We start from the raw sequence: 19,234 nt of genomic DNA on the forward strand, positions 1-19,234 counted from the left end.
AGTTTGTCATTTCAACATTGGTTATTAATCGTTGTCTTGCAACTCAGATAAAGAGTGAGAGATATTGTTGTTGTGCGTTACTACGATTGCTTCATCGATAATACGCTGACTGACGCCGCGCTTGCGTAGCGTTTCGATAAATACCTCGTCATGAGCGAGCGTGTAATCTTGATGGTCACGATCTAAGCCTTGACGAATATAAAGGCGAATAAGACCTTGAATGCGTTTAAAGCCTAATTCTGACGTTGTCGCTTCCAATAGGCCAATCATTTCTTCAGACAAACGAATGCTGATCGGGCGCATGATTTTTTGCGGATGATCAGAAAACTTATTTTTTACACGTACAGGTATCATAATAAACCATTATTTTTAGTGAGTAGGAGTAAAACACTCAAACAAAAACGAACCCAATCAGAACTCATCTTACCATACAACAAAAATGCCTAAAAGAACACAGCCGCCATGCGAATATTATTATAGACAAATGCAAAAACGGCAACAATAAAAAAACCTTCATCAAATAGTGATGAAGGTTTTTAGTATATGGCTCTCCAACCTGGGCTCGAACCAGGGACACACGGATTAACAGTCCGTTGCTCTACCAACTGAGCTATTGGAGAATAAGCTGTCATAACGGCAAGTGTTTCAAGCTTTATAAAGCAGTAGTTACTTGGCTTGTTTGCGTTATGTGGGGCACATTTTAGCCAAGTCATCAAAGGCTGTCAACCATATTATTCGATTAATTATAAATATTGTCGCAATTATTAAAAATAGGCGTTTATCCCTTGCTAGATAGGGCATTTCAGCACCTTTATTCACCCAAGAATAATGCAAGGTTACTGATTTGCTCTAATCGCTACCTACATTTATAGAAAACATCAGACTTTAAAAAGCATAATTGGTGCAATGTTGACACGATTACTAACCTAACCGGATAGAACTAACTATAAATGTAGCAATATCTTGCTATTAAGAAGACCGTTATACCTTTTGACACAATATAGACGCAGGACAGCCCTTCACATTGCTAGAATATTGCTATAAAATACCTACCATATGGTTTCTTTGCTATACTTTAATTAGCAAATGCTTGGATAAAGGTGGTGTGCTAACAATGAGTCCTACGACAATTGCTTACGGTTATCTGACGATCGCTATTGTATGCGAGGTGATTGGCACGACTTTTTTAGTAAAGTCAGAGCAGTTTACCCGTTTGGGGCCGACGCTGATGATGGGTGCGCTTTACGCGTTCTCATTTTACTTATTGGCACAGACACTTAAGGTGATACCGCTAGGCATCGCTTATGCGCTGTGGGGCGGATTGGGCATTGTGCTGACATCGCTCGCAGGTTTAGTGCTATTCAAGCAAAACCTAGACACGGCAGCAGTGGTTGGCATCGCTATGATCGTCGGCGGTGTTGTTGTGATGAACTTATTGTCTAACTCTGTGGTGCATTAATATGAATATAGAAGTGGAAAATGCTCATAAGCGTAAAAAACAACCAGAAGTAGTTCGCCGTGCCTTACTTGATCAGGCAGCACGAATAACGCTTGAGCAAGGACTGACGAAGGTAACGTTTCAGGCGGTCGCTGATGCCGTAGGCGTGACAAAGGGCGGCGTGATGCATCATTTCGCAACCAAAAACGCCCTTGTGCTTGAAGTGTTTAATGATGCAATGGCGAAATTTGAGGCAGAAGTAAATGCCGCCATGGCCAGTGACCCTGTAAGTTATGGCTCTTTTACCCGTGCCTATATAGATGCCACCATTAGCTTGGGCGAAAAAGCGCAAGCTGAATACGATAATCAAGCAACATTATATGTATTGATGTTAGGCGATAGCGAGCTACGTGAGTTGTGGGCCAAATGGGCCAATGCTCAATTAAAGAAACACGCAGCTACTGACGATACTGAAACACTAAGTATGGTTCGTCTGACGGCTGATGGGATTTGGCTCTCGGACTTTTCAGGCATTCACATAGCGGATAAGCAGTCATTACATGATCGGTTGATAAAAATGACGCACCGCGATTTTGATACAAGTTCGGATTAGTAAACATTTAGCCAATGAAAAGCTACGAAAACTATATTCACAAAATTAAATAATGACGACATTATATGGTAAGAGCCTTTATATGGCGGCTTTTATCCATCGTCTTAAGGAGAATTTATGACGGATATCAACAATTTGACAGACATTATCGATTTAGAAAAAGTGCAAACCGCTTATATCAATGGTCGTTACTTGGCGGTAGATGACACGCTCAACACTTTTGAAGATATCAATCCAGCGACTGGTGAGGTATTGGCAACTATTCAGCAAACGAGCAATGAGCAGATCGATGAAGCGGTAAAAGCGGCACATAAAGGTCAAAAAATCTGGGCGGCGATGACCACCGTTGAACGTGGTCGTATTCTCTCAAAAGCCGTGGAGATATTGCGTGCGCGCAATGATGTGCTCGCGCTACTTGAGACAAAAGACACGGGTAAAGCCTACTCTGAGACAAAGTATGTCGATATTGTGACTGGTGCTGATGTCATCGAGTACTATGCAGGGCTTGCGCCAATGATCGAAGGTCGTCAGATTCCACTGCGTGATACGAGCTTTGTCTATACTCGCCGCGAGCCACTTGGCGTAGTCGCTGGTATTGGTGCATGGAACTATCCTATTCAGATCGCGATGTGGAAAGCAGCACCTGCATTGGCTGCTGGTAATGCAATGATCTTTAAGCCGTCAGAAGTCACCCCTTTGACCGCCTTAAAACTGGCTGAGATTTTGACAGAAGCGGGACTACCAGATGGTGTATTCAATGTCGTGCAAGGCAACTACGAAGTGGGTCAAGCGCTAACTAATCATCCAGATATCGCCAAAGTATCATTCACTGGTGGTGTGCCGACGGGTAAAAAGGTGATGTCGAGTGCAGCAAGCTCATCGCTAAAAGATGTGACGCTAGAGCTTGGTGGCAAATCACCGTTGATCATATTTGATGATGCCGATATTGATACCGCGGCTGACATCGCCATGATGGCGAATTTTTATAGTACGGGTCAGGTATGTACCAACGGTACGCGAGTGTTTGTCCCTAAGTCGCTACAAGCCAAGTTTGAACAAGCCATCTTAACGCGTGTCGAGCGTATTAGGCTGGGCGATCCGGTGGATGAGAGCATCAATATGGGTCCATTGGTCAGCTTCCCACATATGGAAAGAGTGCTTGGTTATATTGAGCAAGGTAAAGCGGACGGTGCTCGTCTATTAACGGGCGGCGCGCGCGTCACAACAGATGCGCTTGCCAGTGGTGCCTTTGTCGAACCGACCGTATTTACAGATTGCAGCGATGATATGACCATCGTCCGTGAGGAAATCTTTGGTCCAGTCATGTCAATATTAACCTACGAGACCGAAGAGGAAGTCATCCGCCGCGCCAATGATACCGATTATGGTTTGGCGGCTGGAGTTGTGACTGCGGATCTAAATCGCGCGCATCGCGTCATCGCTCAGATCGAAGCGGGTATCTGCTGGTTGAACACGTGGGGTGAGTCAGCGGCACAGATGCCAGTCGGTGGCTATAAGCACTCAGGTATTGGCCGCGAAAACGGGGTTGAGGCGCTTGAGCATTATACTCAAACCAAATCTATCCAAGTAGAGTTGGGTGCGTTTGAATCGGTCTTTTAATGATTGGTATTGAGAAAAACGAGGGCAGTTTGGGTCTGATGACGCTGTGCATTTGACCTCACTGCTACCAACCGATTTATATTTTTCAATATTATGGAGCATGTTATGACATCAACCACCCCTGAGTACGATTATATTATTGTTGGTGCAGGGTCAGCAGGTAATGTGCTGGCCACGCGTTTGACCGAAGATGCCAATATCAAAGTATTACTACTAGAAGCCGGTCGTCCAGATTATCGATTGGACTTTCGTACCCAAATGCCAGCGGCGCTTGCGATGCCGCTGCAAGGCACGACCTACAACTGGGGCTACAAGACAGATCCTGAGCCATATATGAACAACCGTGTCATGGATTGTGGTCGCGGTAAAGGGCTTGGCGGCTCATCACTCATCAACGGTATGTGCTATATCCGCGGCAACGCGCTCGATTATGATGACTGGGCAAAAATCAAAGGTCTGGAAGACTGGACGTATTTAGATTGCCTACCGTATTTTAAAAAGTCAGAAAACCGTGATGTAGGCGAAAATGACTACCACGGTGCGGGCGGCCCTGTTGAGATGACTACCTCAAAGCCAGGCGTCAATCCTCTGTTCCAAGCCATGATCGAAGCTGGCGTACAAGCAGGATATCCGCGTACCGAAGACTTAAACGGCTATCAGCAAGAGGGCTTCGGTCCGATGGATCGCTTTGTGACCCCAAATGGTCGCCGCGCATCTACGGCTCGAGGCTATCTGGATCGCGCCAAGCCGCGTGACAATATCACGATCTTGACAGGTGCGCTGACCGATGTGATCTTATTCGATGGTAAGCGTGCCGTCGGTGTCAAGGTAGAGCACGGAGGCCAAACCAAAAAGTTTTACGCATCTCGTGAAGTGGTGGTGTCTTCTGGTGCGATTGCCTCACCGCAGCTACTGCAGCGCTCAGGTATCGGCCCTGGTCAGTGGCTCAGAGACGCTGGCGTGACGGAAATACTAGATTTACCGGGCGTTGGTAATAACTTGCAGGATCATTTAGAGCTGTATATGCAGTACGAATGTAAGCTGCCAGTCTCGATTGCGCCTGCCAACAAATGGTGGAATAAACCTGCCATTGGTGCGGAGTGGTTATTCAATGGTACAGGTCTTGGGGCTTCCAACCAGTTTGAAGGTGGCGGTTTTATCCGTACGGATGAGAAATTCACTCACCCGAATATTCAGTATCATTTCTTGCCACTTGCCGTGCGTTATGATGGCCGTAGCGCCAGTGATTCGCACAGTTTTCAAGCGCACGTAGGCTCATTACGCTCGCCCAGTCGCGGCCGTGTCAAGCTGACATCAAAAGATCCAAGTGCGCATCCAAGTATTTTATTTAACTATATGTCGCATGATCAGGATTGGCAGGAGTTCCGTGCGGCGATGCGTATCACGCGTGAGATCATGCATCAACCTGCGCTAGACCCTTATCGCGGTGCTGCCATCTCACCAACCGAAGACTTGGTCACCGATCAGCAGCTAGATGATTATGTGCGCGAGCATGGCGAGACGGCTTACCATCCTTCGTGTACTTGTCCCATGGGTGAAGATAACGATTCGGTCGTCAATGGTGAAGGGCTGGTACATGGTATCGATGGTTTGCGAGTCGTCGATGCGTCTATTATGCCAAATATTATTAGCGGCAATCTCAATGCCACTACCATTATGTTGGCCGAAAAAATCGTTGATAAAATGAAAGGCGTACAACTGCCTCGCTCTACGGCAGATTATTATGTCGCCAACGGCGCACCGCTACGCTCTGAGCCAATGCGCGATTACCTCTCAACGATGTAAGCTAAGCGGCTGGGCAGGTAGGCAGGGCGAGATGCGCTGCTGAATAAATAACGACATAAGATAACTTCAAAGTAATGGCCTTTCAAGTAAAGGCCTTTTTTATCAGCGCTGATGTAGTAGAGCGATGCAAGTCGTTATGGTCGGCGCTGTTTATCATTTTATTCGCTTTTATTCATTGGTACTGCTTTGTGCGTCATGCGGTTATGTATACATTATGTGGTTAAAAACCATAATGCTATGCCGGACAAAGCAATATCGGACACTGTTTAATTTACCTATTTGAGGTCTTTTATGTACAGTTCGCCATCACAAGATGTGACGAAACCTTTGAGCCTAAATAAAACTGTGTTTTTAGGTTCGGCTATTATTTCTATTTTATTGATCATCTGGACGATTGTTTTTCCAGATTATAGTGAGACCTTACTTGGTGCAAGTATGGCGTGGGTATCAGACAAGTTTGGCTGGTATTACATGCTAGTGGTTGCCGCTTATAGTATTTTTGCTTTGTTCGTTGGTTTTTCTAAGTATGGCGATATCAAGCTGGGTCAGGATCATGAAAAAGCACAGTTTCCGTTTTTAGCGTGGGCGGCCATGCTGTTTTCAGCGGGCATCGGTATTGACCTGCTATTTTTTGGTGCGTCAGAGCCGTTGATGCATTATTTAACGCCGCATACGGGACTAGAGCCTGCGAGCGCCGAGGCAATGCGTCAAGCGCTTGCTCAGACTTTTTTGCATTGGGGTTTGCACGGTTGGGGTATCTATGCGCTGATTGGTATGGCATTGGCTTACTTCGCTTACCGCAAAAACATGCCACTCGCGCTACGCTCACCGCTCACACCGATATTTGGCGAGCGCTTAATTAAAGGCTGGCTAGGTGATGGGATTGATACCTTTGGTGTCGTGTGTACGTTGATGGGTATTGCGACCAGTCTGGGTATTGGGGTCTTACAGGCCAATGCTGGCTTGACCCATGTCTTTGGTATTGAATCTAGCAAGATGGTGCAAGCGCTTATCATTGTCGGTGTGGTCGTCGCCGCCGCTGTCTCTGCAATGACAGGGGTTGAAAAAGGCGTACGTCGTCTGTCTGAATTCAATATGCTGTCGTCAATATTGTTATTACTTGCCATCCTCGTAATGGGTAATACGGTCTATTTATTAAACACTTTTACGCAAAATATTGGTCAATATTTCCAAACCATTATTTATAAAACCTTTGATGTTTATGCTTACGACGGTACTGCCGGTGCCGACTGGAAATCAAGTTGGACGATATTTTTCTGGGCATGGTGGGTGGCTTGGGCACCGTTTGTTGGTCTGTTTATTGCGCGTATTAGCCGTGGTCGCACGCTACGTGAGTTTGTCTTTGGCGTGATGTTCATTCCATTGGGCTTTATTTTTGCATGGTTCTCTATCTTTGGTAACACCGCGATAGATCTAGTCGCTAATGGTGCAACGGCGCTTGGTGAAACTGCTGTCAATAATGCCGCGATGGGTATGTTTGCACTATTTGAGTACTTCCCTTATAGCGAAGTCCTATCATTTGCAGGTGTCATCATCGGTCTGGTATTCTTTGTCACTTCTGCGGACTCAGGCGCGTTGGTACTTGCGAACCTAAGCTCAAAAGGTATGACCAATGATACGGATGCACCCGTTTGGCTGCGTTTGTTTTGGGCGGCTGCAACGGGTCTTATCACGCTAGGATTATTATTTGCAGGTGGTTTTGCCTCATTACAATCCGTCTCTGTCATTGCAGGCTTGCCGTTCTCTCTGATTCTAGTGCTCTATATGATGTCCATGTGGAAGTCATTAAAAGAAGAGGGCAATAAGCGTAAAGCCAGCACCATTGGTACTGCCAATGTACTTGACAGCGGTAAAGGCTGGAAAGCTCGCCTACAGCGTATTGTGAGCTTCCCAGGACACGCACAGGTTGAAAAGTTCCTGAAAACGGTGGTGATGCCAGCGATGACTGAGGTCGAAAAAGAGTTTAAAGCAGGCGGTCTCAAAACCTCGTTAGATGCGCATAACCTTGCCAGTATTGGTGAAGATATCGATGCCGGTATGGATAAAGACAGTGTTCAGGTAGACGGCCTAAAACTGCGTGTCGGTCATGGCGATGAAGATGACTTTATTTATGAAGTCAATTTGATCAAAGCTGAACGACCTAACTTTACACTCAACACATCAAACAAGCAGGCAGAGTACTATTATCGTGCTGAGGTGTTCTTAAGTGAAGGCTCGCAAGAGTATGACTTGGTCGGTTATACCAAAGAGCAAGTATTGGTTGATATCTTAAATCAGTACGAGCGTCATTTGCAGTATCTACATTTAGAGCGTTGATGGCTTAGACTAACGCGCTATCAATCGATATATACGATAGCTGATAAGTGACTGTCTTTATAAGAAACTTTTATAAGCAATGACCCCATAAGCTGACTACCGCTTATGGGGTTTTTTTATGAAAATTAAGGTAAATGGAAAGTAGAACAAGCTAGAGATGACATATAGCCAATATAAGGTAAAATCCATCAAACAAGCGGACAGGTTTTAACACATAGACAAAGGATATCGTTGTGACCAGATTAAAATACATAGCGCATTACTCAGAGCAGATTCAAACGCAAGCCGCGCAAATGATAAGTGACGGCAGGATGGGTGAGTATTTGGATAAAAAATATCCCACCCAGCACCAAGTACAAAGCGATAAGGCGCTTTATCACTATGTCAATGAGATAAAAAACCAATACATGCGCAAGATTGGCCCGCTATCAAATGTCAGTTACAGCAGTAAATTAAAGGTCTTAAAACATGCGCTAGGTATCCATACTACCCAGTCTCGCGTGCAAGGCAGCAAGCTTAAATCCCATAACAGCATCACGGTGGCCAGTCTATTCAAAGACGCACCGCCAGAGTTTTTACGGATGATTGTGGTACATGAGCTGGCGCATTTTAAAGAACATGATCATAACAAGGCGTTTTATCAACTGTGTTGTCATATGGAACCTGAGTATCATCAGCTCGAATTAGATATGCGTTTATGGTTGCACTGGCAAGAGCGTTGATTGGACAGAAATATAAAGTCAAAACATCTCTTTGCCACCGTCTGAAAACGCTCAACGTTATCACTAACCGTGCTAAGCTAGCCTGTACTAAAAATTTAATTGCCAAATCATAAACTGAGACACAGTTTTTTGTTATCTCACGAAAAATAGAGAAAAAAATGATCAATACCAAAATATACAAAGCCATCTATACCTTAGCCGAAGAATTGCTAGAGGCTGACCGTCGCGGCGATCAAGCAAAATTTGACGCGCTTTATGCGGAACTAAAAGCCATCTGTACCGACAACGAAAATATCGATAAAGATCATCCAGAGCAGTGGGAGACACTTGCTGATTTCACAGAGGATTTGGATGAGGCATTGGTTATTTATGACAAAGCGTTGGTCAAAGCCACAGCGATCAATTCAAAAGATCATATGTCATCGATCGCTTTTTCTATGGCGGTTCTACAGCTTGAGACAGGTGAGACAGAAGCTGCTATCCAAAATCTACAAAATGCCAAAGTCACGGCCAACAAAATTGAAGATAAAGAGTTTAAGGTTGAGATAGATGAACTACTCACAAAATTGCTAGCTGAGTAACTTCTACCAAATAGGAATAAATCTGATATGCAAGACGTCCCTATAGTGATCATTGGCGGTGGCTTGAGTGGACTATACGCCGCCTTTTTATTAGAGCAAAAAGGCATCGCGTATAGATTGTTAGAGGCTCGTGATACATTGGGTGGTCGGATTGCAGTCGCCAAGTCTTCAGGTATGATCGATGCTGAACCGGTAGTTTTTGACAAAAAGGCTGCTGATAATGATCATTCTAATAAAATATCTGACAACGCAGAGTCAAATAATGTATTTGATTTGGGGCCTTCTTGGTTTTGGCCAGACTATCAGCCGCAGTTGAGTAGTCTTATTGAATCATTAAATCTATTGTGCTTTGCTCAGGTTGAAGAGGGCGATATGATGGTTGAGCGCGCTGCTGATCAACCACCTGTACGTATGCAAGGCTATAAAAGCGCGCCGCCTTCTATGCGCCTAGTCGGTGGAATGGCTGCTTTGATTGAGGCGCTATATGCGCGCCTAGATGCTCGCTGTATCATGACCAATCAAAAGGTACGGCAGTTGACTAAATCGGATGGGCATATTGAAGTGCAGAGCGAAGATAGCTCTCGGTATATGACGACGCTTAGAGCGCAGCATGTGTTACTTGCGCTACCACCTCGGTTGGTAGAAGGTCGTATAACATTTCAACCAGCATTACCGCAGAATCTGAGCACCCAGTGGCGAGAAACAGCAACTTGGATGGCACCTCATGCCAAATATGTGGCGGTCTATGAGTCACCATTTTGGCGAGATAACGGTCTCTCAGGCGCAGCACGCAGTGCGATAGGGCCACTCACCGAAATACATGACGCTTCTACGCTAGAAGGCAATGGCGCGTTGTTTGGTTTCTTTGGCGCTCCCGCGCAAGTACGCGAAAGCGTCTCTGATGATGTGTTAAAAGAACACTGCCGTGCGCAGTTGGCACGTCTGTTTGGTATACAGGCTAGTACGCCAATCGCTGAGTATCTCAAAGACTGGGCGCAAGACCCATTGACGGCGATGCCAGCTGATATCAGCGGCGATGGTCAGCATGCAGTAGCGCCGCCATCCAAACCAAAAATAGGTGAGTGGCAAGACTGTCTAACAGGCTGTGGTAGCGAATGGTCAGCGCAGTTTTCTGGTTATATTGCTGGCGCTATTGATGCGGCAACGATGGCGGTACAAAGCTTGCCTGTCAAAGTTTTGCGCCAGTAGTATGTGACGCTAAAATTTATCCAACTAGATAAAACATCGTCATCCAATAGGATAGTTGATGAATGACTTACTCAAAAAAAACGCTCGCAAGGCTACTTGGCTGGTTCCTTTTGCTTGTCTGTTAGCAGGCGGTGCGCTCACCGGCATTTCGACCAATCTAGCAAAATACGCTGGTGACATTGGGCTGACACCACTAGCGTTTTTGTTTTGGTCGATCACTGGTGCTGCTATTATTCTCTTGATAGTCTCTTTTCTGAGAAAAGAAGCCCTTCCTTTTAGCGCTCATAGTATCGAGTATTATTTCGTTGCTGCCTTTGTTAGCGTGGCTGCTGCTAATTTACTGTTATTTTCTGCTATTCCTCATGTTGGGGCAGGGTTTGTTGCCCTTATCATATCTTTACCCCCACTGCTAACGTATGTTGGCGCACTAATGCTACGTATGGAGCGTTTTTATCTCATTCGTGCGCTTGGCGTAGTGACGGCGCTTTTTGGCGCAGGGGTGTTGGCTATCCACAAGCTTTCTGCACCAGAGTCTAGTGTTTTCTGGACCTTAGTCGCGCTGTGCGGGCCAGTGCTGCTCGCCATTGGTAATATCTATCGGTCATTACGCTGGCCTGACAATGCTTCATCTGGTGCGCTCGCACCCGGCATGTTGATTGCAGCGGCGCTGTTGTTAGGTTTATTTAGTGCGTTCTCTGATTTTTCTGTCGCGATATCTTTGGATGCTTGGTTGCCGCTAGGATTGATAGCCGTACAAGCATGGGTGTTTGCTGGTCAGTTCTTCTTATTATTTCTTTTGCAAAAAACAGGCGGCCCTGTTTTGCTCAGTCTATTAGGTGCAGTGGGGGCAGTCGTTGGTGTGCCTATTGCGATTTTTTTACAAGGGGAGCGTCCGCCTGAAGGCTTGTTTTTGGGAGCGACGTTAATAGCCATTGGTGTGGTGTTGGTGACATGGGGCGGTGTAAAGATGACGACGGTAACGATAAAGGACGAGTGAAAGTCAGCTTATTAAGCGACACAATCAGTAAGTGTGCTATATCCTTGCAAGTATTTGATATTCTTTTTTAATCCTGATTATGATCTATATTGATTCAATAATTCGTTACGATTATTGCAAATCAGTTTTTGTGAATGCGATGAAAAAGGAGTATAAGTATCGTGGTTATCGTTGTCATGGACTCAGGCTATGAATGCAGCCGCACGTTATCAATTATTAAATAATTTTACGATTCTCATTAGTGTTATCGGGGTAGTTATTGCCTTGTTAGATAGTGGCTTTACACTACCGATATGGATACAACAAGTTTTTCATATTTTTTATTTGGTCATTATCTTGCTGAGCTTTGTGGTGACGGTTGGCCGTTATCTCTACACAAAAAAACCGCTAACACTTAATAAAGTCGCCGTGTTTGATGCCTTTACCAGTACAGCGATTGTCATTTTATTGATGGCGCATTTCACTGACTTGGTGCGTTCTGGATTGGACGCCGCCGTTGATGGTTTTGTCGCGATAAAAATCGCCGTGTTTGTCACCTTTATCCGTGAACTCTCTGATCATAATTTCAATCTCAATCGCACCTTTTTACATCCTGCACAGTTTTTTATTTTAAGTTTCTTAGCCGTTGTGCTGGTTGGTGCTTTGCTCCTAATGATGCCCAATGCGACAACGCAGCCGCTCTCCTTTGTTGATGCGCTCTTTACTGCGACCAGTGCCGTTTGTGTGACTGGGCTTATTGTGGTGGATACGGCAACCTATTTTACGACGTTTGGCCAAGTCATTATCATGGGACTGATACAAATTGGTGGCCTAGGTATTTTGACGTTCGTGACGTACTTTAGTTACTTTTTTAAGGGCGGTGTCAGCTACGAGACGCAAGCGAGTATTAGCGAGATGTCTTATATGCGCGGCATGGGTAATGTGGTGTCGACGCTTAAGTCTATCTTATATGTGACATTCGCCGTTGAGGCAGTGGCGGCAGCACTCATTTATATCAGTATTTATGATATGCCTGATATGGACTGGTCTGAGCAGTTATTTTTTTCGGTCTTTCATGCGATATCCGCTTTTTGTAATGCTGGGTTTTCTACCTTTAGTGCTGGCATGTATGACGATTCGCTACGCTTTAATTATCCATTACAGCTTATTATTGCGATGACCTTTATCTTTGGTGGTATGGGCTTCACCATTGTGGTCAATGTGCTGCGGTATTTGCGTCATCGTGCTGAGCGACTCATATATCGCAATGACCGGCACTATATTTATCAGCCTTGGTTGCTGAATATCAACAGCCGTATTACTTTGATTACGACTGGTGCGTTATTGTTGACTGGTCTGATCGGTGTGATGGTATTTGAATACAACAATGTACTCGCTGACCATACCAGCTTTTTTGGTAAGCTTATCACAGGGTTTTTTACGGCTGCCACGCCGCGAACCGCAGGGTTCAATGTCATTGATATGGGTGAGCTGACTTTTCCAACGGTCATGCTAACGATATTTTTGATGTGGATTGGGGCGTCGCCCAACTCGACGGGTGGTGGTATCAAGACCAGTACCTTTGCGATTGCGCTATTAAATACACTGAGTCTAGCCCGTGGGCAAACGAAGATAGAAGTCTTCAAGCGTCAGATTGCGGAGATTTCAGTCCGCCGCGCGTTCTCTATTATGTGGTTGTCATTATTGGTCATCGGTACGGGTGTGACGCTGATTAGTTATGATCAGCCAGAGCTTGATTTGATCAAAGTGGTGTTTGAATGCTTCTCAGCTTATAGCACGGTGGGCTTAAGTTTAAACCTGACAGCAGACTTATCAGATTTTAGCAAAGTGGTGGTGTCGGTCATCATGTTTGTTGGACGGGTCAGTATGCTGACGATATTTATTGCGCTACTCAAAAACATGCGCCAACGCAATTATCGCTATCCGACTGAGGAAATCACGATTAACTAAATCGTCGTAAACAGACGGTTTTATGCTTAAAAACGAGTGAAGATATATCAAAAGATACTGAAAAAGGTCATTAAGGTTATGAAATACATCATCGTAGGGTTGGGGAATTTTGGTGCATCACTAGGAGCAGCATTGACCCGCCAAGGTCACGAAGTGATTGCCATTGATAACAGCATGCAACGGGTAGAAGCCTATAAGGAGGTCATCTCTCATACGCTCTGTATGGATGCCACGGATGAGTACACCGTGAGCGGATTACCGATTGTCGATACCGATACTGTTATTGTGGCTATAGGGGAGGATCAAGGCGCCAACGTGATGGCAACGGCGTTGTTCAAGACGTTAAAAGCGAAACGTTTGATCAGTCGCAGCATTAATCCGCTGCACAAAAAAGTCCTGCAAGCCATCGGTGTCGATGACATTATTTACCCTGAAAAAGAAGCGGCCAATCGCTGGGCCAAACGACTGTCACTAAGCCACTTTGTTGATTCGTTCGAGTTAAGCGATAACTTCAGTATGGTAGAAATCAAGATTCCAAATGTGTTGATCGGCAAGACGGTTGATGAATTGCGGTTGGAGCAAAAATTCAATATCCGATTGCTTAGTACCTTGCGCTATGAGTATTATGAAGACAGCTTTGGTCGTACCCAGACCAAACCTAGCGTCCAAGGTCTGGCCACGCCTGAACAAATATTGCAAGACCGTGATGTATTGGTCATTTATGGCGCAAACAAACACATCAACCAGTTCTTACGTAGCGTGGGTGTGAAAATCAAATAACGGCTTGCAATCGCAGTGACATGAAAAGAGACAGGGGAAGTTTATGAATAAGCGCAGTATATCCGTTCTATTGGTCGCTGTTATGGTGTTGCTGTCAGGCTGTGATCCGGCTGCGCAAGATCCAAATGTTCTTATGTCCGAGCACCAACAAGATCCGATTGAAGCGTTAGAGGTAACGTCCAATGTGGATCGTAGCGAGTTCAGCTATAAAGAAACCTTTTATGTGCCCATTTATTCAGATATTTATACTGATAAAGACAATCGAAAAGTACTACTGGCTGCGACGTTGAGCGTACGCAATACCACGCTGAAAAAGTCACTATATATCAATAAAATTGATTACTACGACACCGATGGCGCCCTTGTCAAATCCTATATAGACAAGCCAATCAAGCTACCAGCAATGGCCACGCTCAACTATATCGTCGAGAAAGAAGAAGATAAAGGCGGGTCGGGTGCCAACTTCATTATCGAGGTCGAAGGTGTCGATGAAACCGTCAGACCAGTTATCGAAGCGGTCATGATTGGTAATTTTAGTAATAAAGGATTTGCCTTTAGTACGGAAGGTACGCCAGTAATACATTAAAGGAATGTATTCAGTGAAGTAATAAGGACAGTTCAATTCAAGGAAGAATTATGTCTGCAACCAAAGAAGAAATCAGCGCCTTTATGGCGTTAGAATTTCCACAAACCAAATGTATCGTCGAAGCAGTCAGTGAAAATGGCGCGACCTTATCACACGATATTGGCATAGATGAGCTACGTCCCGGTGGCACCGTGTCAGGACCTGTCATGATGGCCGTCGCTGACGTCGCCATCTATGTTGCGATACTTGGGAAAATCGGTATCGTGCCATTGACAGTGACGACGAGTCTGACTATCAATTTTTTGCGTAAACCATCAGCGGATGCACGTATTATCGCTGAATGCACCTTACTAAAAGTAGGGCGAGCCTTGATAGTGGGTGAGGTGTCTCTGTATTCAGAAGGTTCAGATGAGGTAGTGGCTCATGTCGTCGGTACCTATTCTGTACCGCCCAAGCATGTATGAATTTTGCTTTTCTGCGTATGATGCTTTAGCACCCAACCATTTTATAATTAAATACGTCCGTTTCCAATGTTGCTACTTCGTAAACTAAATTGATAACATTGAGATGCTAGGTACTATCAATTTAATTTTAGGCGAAGGTTTAATTATCACTTGCTGATCAGTTAGAAATAATCATTAAGCTAAAAAATTCAAAATCGTTTTATCTAAAACAAGCCTCGCAAGATATAAAAAATTGCGAGGTTTATTTTATGACTATAAATGTTTTTTGAGACTTGTTAAATATAGATATATAGTCAATCCGCTGTAAACGTGTTACAGCGTTAACCTTACTTGAAGTATGACAGATACATTTAGGCTCGGTTGCTTTGTACCACTCTTATATTGGATAAGCTATACCCACAGTATAGTATATAGTCAAATCCATATAAGTCCGCTACATCCTCCTTCTCGCTAACCATACTGATGTATAGCTTGCTCTCAGCTTCCTTGTATCGAAATTATTTGAACGCACCTATAGAAAGTTAGGGGACTTTTCCTCTAGAATTAACAAATAAACTATTGCTTACTTAATACATGATTTTTGATGTAAAATAATCATAGTTCAAATATATAGAATTTTTTGCGTAAGAATTTTTTGATTAACAAAGTTAAATATTTGATTTTCACTTTATGAATAATAAATGATGAGCGGTCAGTTTTGTGGTTCAAACTGACTAGTATAAATATATGAAAATAGATAGTATAAAATACACATGAGCATGTGCACCTAGTTAGTGACCAACCAGTTAGGGAGTAATTATGGAAAGCATACTCAAAAAAACCATCAATATTATCGCGTTGCCAGCGCTTCTGTGCGGGATGACGGCATGTGTGGTGACTGGTAACGGTAACAATAGTATCGATAACGACGGAGACAGTCGCCATGTGAGTAAGGTTGCATGGAATAACCAAACTGATGCTGATATCAATCGTATATTAGATAGAAGCGTATCCGCTGACAAAACCCGCTTAGTCTTTATTAGACAAAATGATGGTCATCCTGAACAAACGAGTGCCAATATTGCAGTGAATAATAGATTTCAAGTGAGTCTACATGCAGGCAACTATACGGTGGTTGAATCATGTGTCGGTATAAATCAATTAAGTGCTCATGCCACAGGATTTAAAGACAATAACTTGCTCGCAAATAAAAAAGATTACGAGCTAGCTGGCGGTCAAACTTACTTTTTCCATGTGAATATGACTGAAACAGGTCAAAGTACCTTACAGCGAATCACTGCTGATAGTGCATTGCAACTACTGGCAAAAAAACGTTATCAATCTCACCAAATTAGCCGTGTTGTTCCTAACTGTCCACTACCTATCGTAGCCGCACCACTAACCAACCTACCTACCGTGATAAAGACCCCAACGCCAGCTTTGTCCGAAAGAATGACTATTGATCTTGAAATATTATTCGAGACAGACAAATCAACGGTACGTCCGGCCTATTATGCAAAAACGACCGAACTGGTCGCGTTTATGAAACAGCACCCGAATGCCATAGTGACCATTGAGGGGCACACAGATAGCCGCGGTCAAGATGACTATAACAAAGCGTTATCACAGCGCCGAGTCAATGCAGTGAAAGAGATACTAATTAATGAGTTCGGTGTTGCACCCGAGCGTATAAATGCCATTGGCTATGGCGAGTCGCAGCCAAGAGCAAGTAATGATACCGAAGCAGGACGACAGCTCAATCGCCGTGTCGTCGCTGTAGTAGAAGAACGTCCATAAAATAAACGACTAAGGGCTATCCTAAATAAATTTTAGTCATCTAAGACAGCCTCAATACATTACTCTTTGGCAACTAACGCTGCCTAATATGAATATATCTCAATCTATACTATTTGAATTGAAAAATAGACGATAAAAAATAGAAGGTAAAAAATATGAACACGATTATAGTAAAAACTAATAGTGCAACTCAGACCGTCGCGCAAGCACAAGTAGTTACCGAAGACGGAAAGCCTACTATTATCAAAGCTGTGGATAAGGTCAATTACGAGTTTCATGATACGGCAATTGGTCGTGCGCCTAATCATATTATTACCAAACGTCTAAAAAATGATTTGCACATCTCATTCGAAGAAGACGGTAGAGAGAGTGATCTCATTATTGAGGGCTTCTACGACGAAGCAGACAGCGCATTGCTAGGAATCGCTGAAGATGGTGAGTACTATTACTATATTCCAGATACTGGTGAGACTTACGACTACGTCACGCAGCTGGAGACAGGAGATGTCGAAGGTCAAGCACTAGGTGGCACTGAATATATAGCAGCGGCTGCGACACCTTGGTGGATACCTGCAGCAGCAGGACTTGGTTTGGCTGGTTTAGTAGTTGGTCTTAGTAGTGGGGGCGGTGATGATGATGGCAAGCCTATAGAACCTGCTCCTATCGTCAGTCTTGGTGGTGTTACGAGCTTGAGCGAAGCCAATGCTGACAACGAAGCAAACACAGCGCTGTATACGGTCACCCTTGATAAAGCAAGTGCGACCGATACTACGGTAACGGTCACGATTACACCTGGATCTGCTAATGGTGATGACTATATCGCGCCAGTTACGCAGACAGTCATGATTCCGGCTGGGCAGACTTCTGCTGTTTTTAGCGTGCCGATTGTCAATGATGATATCTACGAAGGGGCCGAAAGCTTTCGAGTGGCGATCACAAGTGTCAGCTCTGGTAGAGCTGCTATTGATACGGCCAATAGCACTGTGGAAACGACTGTATATGACGATGGTACAACAGATGGTACCACACCTGTTGATCCTAATAATCCAACGGCAGGTAGTGATATACCTGTGGTCAACATTGCTGCAACTGACGCTCAAGCGATTGAAGGCGTGGACAACACCCTCATCTTTAGCGTGACCCAGAGCAATCTGAGCAACCTTGACACCACCGTTACGGTCACCTTAGGGGCGAGTAATACCGTTGAGGCCGCTGACATTGCTTCAATCAGCTACACCAATGCTGATGGGGTGGTGGTCAGCTTAACCACCAGCGCTCAGATTCAAGACTTCTTAACCAATGGCGCAAACGTTACCATTCCAGCTGGACAAACGACAGCGCCCGTCATTACTGTGACCATCGCCGACGATGTGGTATATGAGCAAACAGAAGATCTTGTGCTTGAGATCAGCACTCCTGTTAATGCCACGATTGGTACAGACAGCGCTACTGGCGTCATCCTTGATGAATCTAATGATCCGGCAAACCCTGGTAGCAATACGGAAGGCGACAAACCGGTGGTCAGCGTCTCTGATGCCAGCGCAGATGAGGGCGGTATCCTTACTCATACCGTGACCTTATCAAACCCAACCGAGGTTGCAGTCAGCTATCCGTTTGTGATCAGTGACGATACTGCAACCGTAGGCAGTGATTATGACAATGCCCCAGTCTTTAGTAACGGGGTGGTCCTAAACGCGGATGGCACCATCACCATTCCAGCGGGCGTCACAAGCTTTACCGTCAGCTATCCGGCCTTGAATGATGACTTAGATGAGCTGACTGAAACCACCACCTTAACCATCGGCACAGGGGTCGGTACAGGCACCATCACCGACACCGATCTGTCGCCTGTGATCAACATTACGGCCAGCGGTGATGCGACTGAAGGCGCAGGTGACAGCATCGTCTTTAGCATCAACCAGACCGGTTTGAGTGACCGTACCACCAGCGTGATTGTCACGCTTGATTTAACCGACGCACAAGCGGCAGATATTGACAGCATCGTGCTGACCAATGCCGATGGCAGCACCCAAACCATCAGTGTGGTGGATGCAATTGCCGGGGTGAGTGTCTCTATCCCTGCAGGCACTGAACTTGCTGACATGCCACGCTTTAGCATCACCCCGGTGCAAGATGCCATCTACGAGATATCAGAAACGATTGGCATGAGTCTATCTGGCCCAGTCAATGCCACCTTAGGGACGGTCAGTGTGACCGGCGCCATCTTAGATGAGAATGGCGGCGCAACCGATGCCCCTGTGGTCAACATTGCCGCAACTGACGCTCAAGCGATTGAAGGCGTGGACAACACCCTCATCTTTAGCGTGACCCAGAGCAATCTGAGCAACCTTGACA

Annotated in this window: 16 protein-coding genes and 1 tRNA gene; 15 read left to right on the top strand and 2 right to left on the bottom strand. The window is 45.0% G+C overall.

The features are described 5' to 3' along the window. Positions 1 to 24: 24 nt before the first annotated feature. Together I3255_RS07130 and I3255_RS07135 are read right to left on the bottom strand one after the other, a co-directional pair. The gene (locus tag I3255_RS07130; protein ID WP_238038197.1) at positions 25 to 354 is read right to left on the bottom strand and encodes a CopG family transcriptional regulator; all 330 of its coding nucleotides are present in this window, start codon (positions 352 to 354) and stop codon (positions 25 to 27) included. Positions 355 to 544: 190 nt separating this feature from the next. After that, positions 545 to 620, bottom strand: a tRNA-Asn gene (locus tag I3255_RS07135). A gap of 494 nt (positions 621 to 1,114) precedes the next feature. Between I3255_RS07135 and I3255_RS07140 the strand changes: the two genes are divergently transcribed. From I3255_RS07140 to I3255_RS07210, 15 genes are all read left to right on the top strand, one after another. Further along, on the top strand, positions 1,115 to 1,459 hold the full coding sequence (locus tag I3255_RS07140) for a multidrug efflux SMR transporter (RefSeq protein ID WP_238038198.1): 345 nt from the start codon (positions 1,115 to 1,117) through the stop codon (positions 1,457 to 1,459). Position 1,460: 1 nt separating this feature from the next. Next, the gene (locus I3255_RS07145; RefSeq protein ID WP_238038199.1) at positions 1,461 to 2,051 is read left to right on the top strand and encodes a TetR/AcrR family transcriptional regulator; all 591 of its coding nucleotides are present in this window, start codon (positions 1,461 to 1,463) and stop codon (positions 2,049 to 2,051) included. A 117-nt stretch (positions 2,052 to 2,168) separates the two neighbouring features. Next, the gene (betB, locus tag I3255_RS07150; protein ID WP_238038200.1) at positions 2,169 to 3,671 is read left to right on the top strand and encodes a betaine-aldehyde dehydrogenase; all 1,503 of its coding nucleotides are present in this window, start codon (positions 2,169 to 2,171) and stop codon (positions 3,669 to 3,671) included. A gap of 105 nt (positions 3,672 to 3,776) precedes the next feature. Then, on the top strand, positions 3,777 to 5,477 hold the full coding sequence (gene betA / locus I3255_RS07155; RefSeq protein ID WP_238038201.1) for a choline dehydrogenase: 1,701 nt from the start codon (positions 3,777 to 3,779) through the stop codon (positions 5,475 to 5,477). 291 nt (positions 5,478 to 5,768) lie between these two features. Beyond that, positions 5,769 to 7,814, top strand: coding sequence for a choline BCCT transporter BetT (gene betT / locus I3255_RS07160; RefSeq protein ID WP_238038202.1), 2,046 nt, complete (start codon positions 5,769 to 5,771; stop codon positions 7,812 to 7,814). Positions 7,815 to 8,047: 233 nt separating this feature from the next. Continuing rightward, a complete protein-coding gene (locus tag I3255_RS07165) occupies positions 8,048 to 8,536 on the top strand; it encodes a M48 family metallopeptidase (protein ID WP_238038203.1) in 489 nt (162 codons plus the stop codon). A 158-nt stretch (positions 8,537 to 8,694) separates the two neighbouring features. Beyond that, the gene (locus I3255_RS07170) at positions 8,695 to 9,117 is read left to right on the top strand and encodes a tetratricopeptide repeat protein (RefSeq protein ID WP_238038204.1); all 423 of its coding nucleotides are present in this window, start codon (positions 8,695 to 8,697) and stop codon (positions 9,115 to 9,117) included. A 27-nt stretch (positions 9,118 to 9,144) separates the two neighbouring features. Then, the gene (locus I3255_RS07175) at positions 9,145 to 10,326 is read left to right on the top strand and encodes an FAD-dependent oxidoreductase (protein ID WP_238038205.1); all 1,182 of its coding nucleotides are present in this window, start codon (positions 9,145 to 9,147) and stop codon (positions 10,324 to 10,326) included. Positions 10,327 to 10,384: 58 nt separating this feature from the next. Beyond that, positions 10,385 to 11,323 (top strand): DMT family transporter, encoded by a 939-nt coding sequence (locus I3255_RS07180; protein WP_238038206.1) that lies wholly within the window; start codon positions 10,385 to 10,387, stop codon positions 11,321 to 11,323. Between the two features lie 189 nt (positions 11,324 to 11,512). After that, entirely contained in the window at positions 11,513 to 13,273 is a 1,761-nt protein-coding gene (locus I3255_RS07185) for a potassium transporter TrkG (RefSeq protein WP_238038207.1), read from the top strand. Positions 13,274 to 13,351: 78 nt separating this feature from the next. Beyond that, positions 13,352 to 14,053, top strand: a complete 702-nt coding sequence (locus I3255_RS07190; RefSeq protein WP_238038208.1) for a TrkA family potassium uptake protein — start codon at positions 13,352 to 13,354, stop codon at positions 14,051 to 14,053. A gap of 43 nt (positions 14,054 to 14,096) precedes the next feature. After that, positions 14,097 to 14,639, top strand: a complete 543-nt coding sequence (locus tag I3255_RS07195) for a DUF3124 domain-containing protein (RefSeq protein ID WP_238038209.1) — start codon at positions 14,097 to 14,099, stop codon at positions 14,637 to 14,639. Between the two features lie 50 nt (positions 14,640 to 14,689). Continuing rightward, the gene (locus tag I3255_RS07200; RefSeq protein ID WP_238038210.1) at positions 14,690 to 15,103 is read left to right on the top strand and encodes a PaaI family thioesterase; all 414 of its coding nucleotides are present in this window, start codon (positions 14,690 to 14,692) and stop codon (positions 15,101 to 15,103) included. A 798-nt stretch (positions 15,104 to 15,901) separates the two neighbouring features. Further along, positions 15,902 to 16,879, top strand: a complete 978-nt coding sequence (locus I3255_RS07205) for an OmpA family protein (RefSeq protein ID WP_238038211.1) — start codon at positions 15,902 to 15,904, stop codon at positions 16,877 to 16,879. Positions 16,880 to 17,034: 155 nt separating this feature from the next. Next, positions 17,035 to 19,234: Calx-beta domain-containing protein (locus I3255_RS07210; RefSeq protein WP_238038212.1), on the top strand; the 2,200-nt coding region annotated here is incomplete at its 3' end.

The organism is Psychrobacter sp. Ps6 (assembly GCF_022129235.1).
Taxonomy (GTDB): domain Bacteria; phylum Pseudomonadota; class Gammaproteobacteria; order Pseudomonadales; family Moraxellaceae; genus Psychrobacter.

Excerpts from the sequence above, each read along its gene's own strand:
- I3255_RS07170 (WP_238038204.1), top strand. The coding sequence starts at position 8,695 with ATGATCAATACCAAAATATACAAAGCCATCTATACCTTAGCCGAAGAA.
- betT (WP_238038202.1), top strand. The coding sequence starts at position 5,769 with ATGTACAGTTCGCCATCACAAGATGTGACGAAACCTTTGAGCCTAAAT.
- betA (WP_238038201.1), top strand. The coding sequence starts at position 3,777 with ATGACATCAACCACCCCTGAGTACGATTATATTATTGTTGGTGCAGGG.
- I3255_RS07185 (WP_238038207.1), top strand. The coding sequence starts at position 11,513 with ATGAATGCAGCCGCACGTTATCAATTATTAAATAATTTTACGATTCTC.
- I3255_RS07190 (WP_238038208.1), top strand. The coding sequence starts at position 13,352 with ATGAAATACATCATCGTAGGGTTGGGGAATTTTGGTGCATCACTAGGA.
- I3255_RS07180 (WP_238038206.1), top strand. The coding sequence starts at position 10,385 with ATGAATGACTTACTCAAAAAAAACGCTCGCAAGGCTACTTGGCTGGTT.
- I3255_RS07140 (WP_238038198.1), top strand. The coding sequence starts at position 1,115 with ATGAGTCCTACGACAATTGCTTACGGTTATCTGACGATCGCTATTGTA.
- I3255_RS07200 (WP_238038210.1), top strand. The coding sequence starts at position 14,690 with ATGTCTGCAACCAAAGAAGAAATCAGCGCCTTTATGGCGTTAGAATTT.
- betB (WP_238038200.1), top strand. The coding sequence starts at position 2,169 with ATGACGGATATCAACAATTTGACAGACATTATCGATTTAGAAAAAGTG.
- I3255_RS07175 (WP_238038205.1), top strand. The coding sequence starts at position 9,145 with ATGCAAGACGTCCCTATAGTGATCATTGGCGGTGGCTTGAGTGGACTA.
- I3255_RS07205 (WP_238038211.1), top strand. The coding sequence starts at position 15,902 with ATGGAAAGCATACTCAAAAAAACCATCAATATTATCGCGTTGCCAGCG.
- I3255_RS07130 (WP_238038197.1), bottom strand. The coding sequence starts at position 354 with ATGATACCTGTACGTGTAAAAAATAAGTTTTCTGATCATCCGCAAAAA.
- I3255_RS07145 (WP_238038199.1), top strand. The coding sequence starts at position 1,461 with ATGAATATAGAAGTGGAAAATGCTCATAAGCGTAAAAAACAACCAGAA.
- I3255_RS07195 (WP_238038209.1), top strand. The coding sequence starts at position 14,097 with ATGAATAAGCGCAGTATATCCGTTCTATTGGTCGCTGTTATGGTGTTG.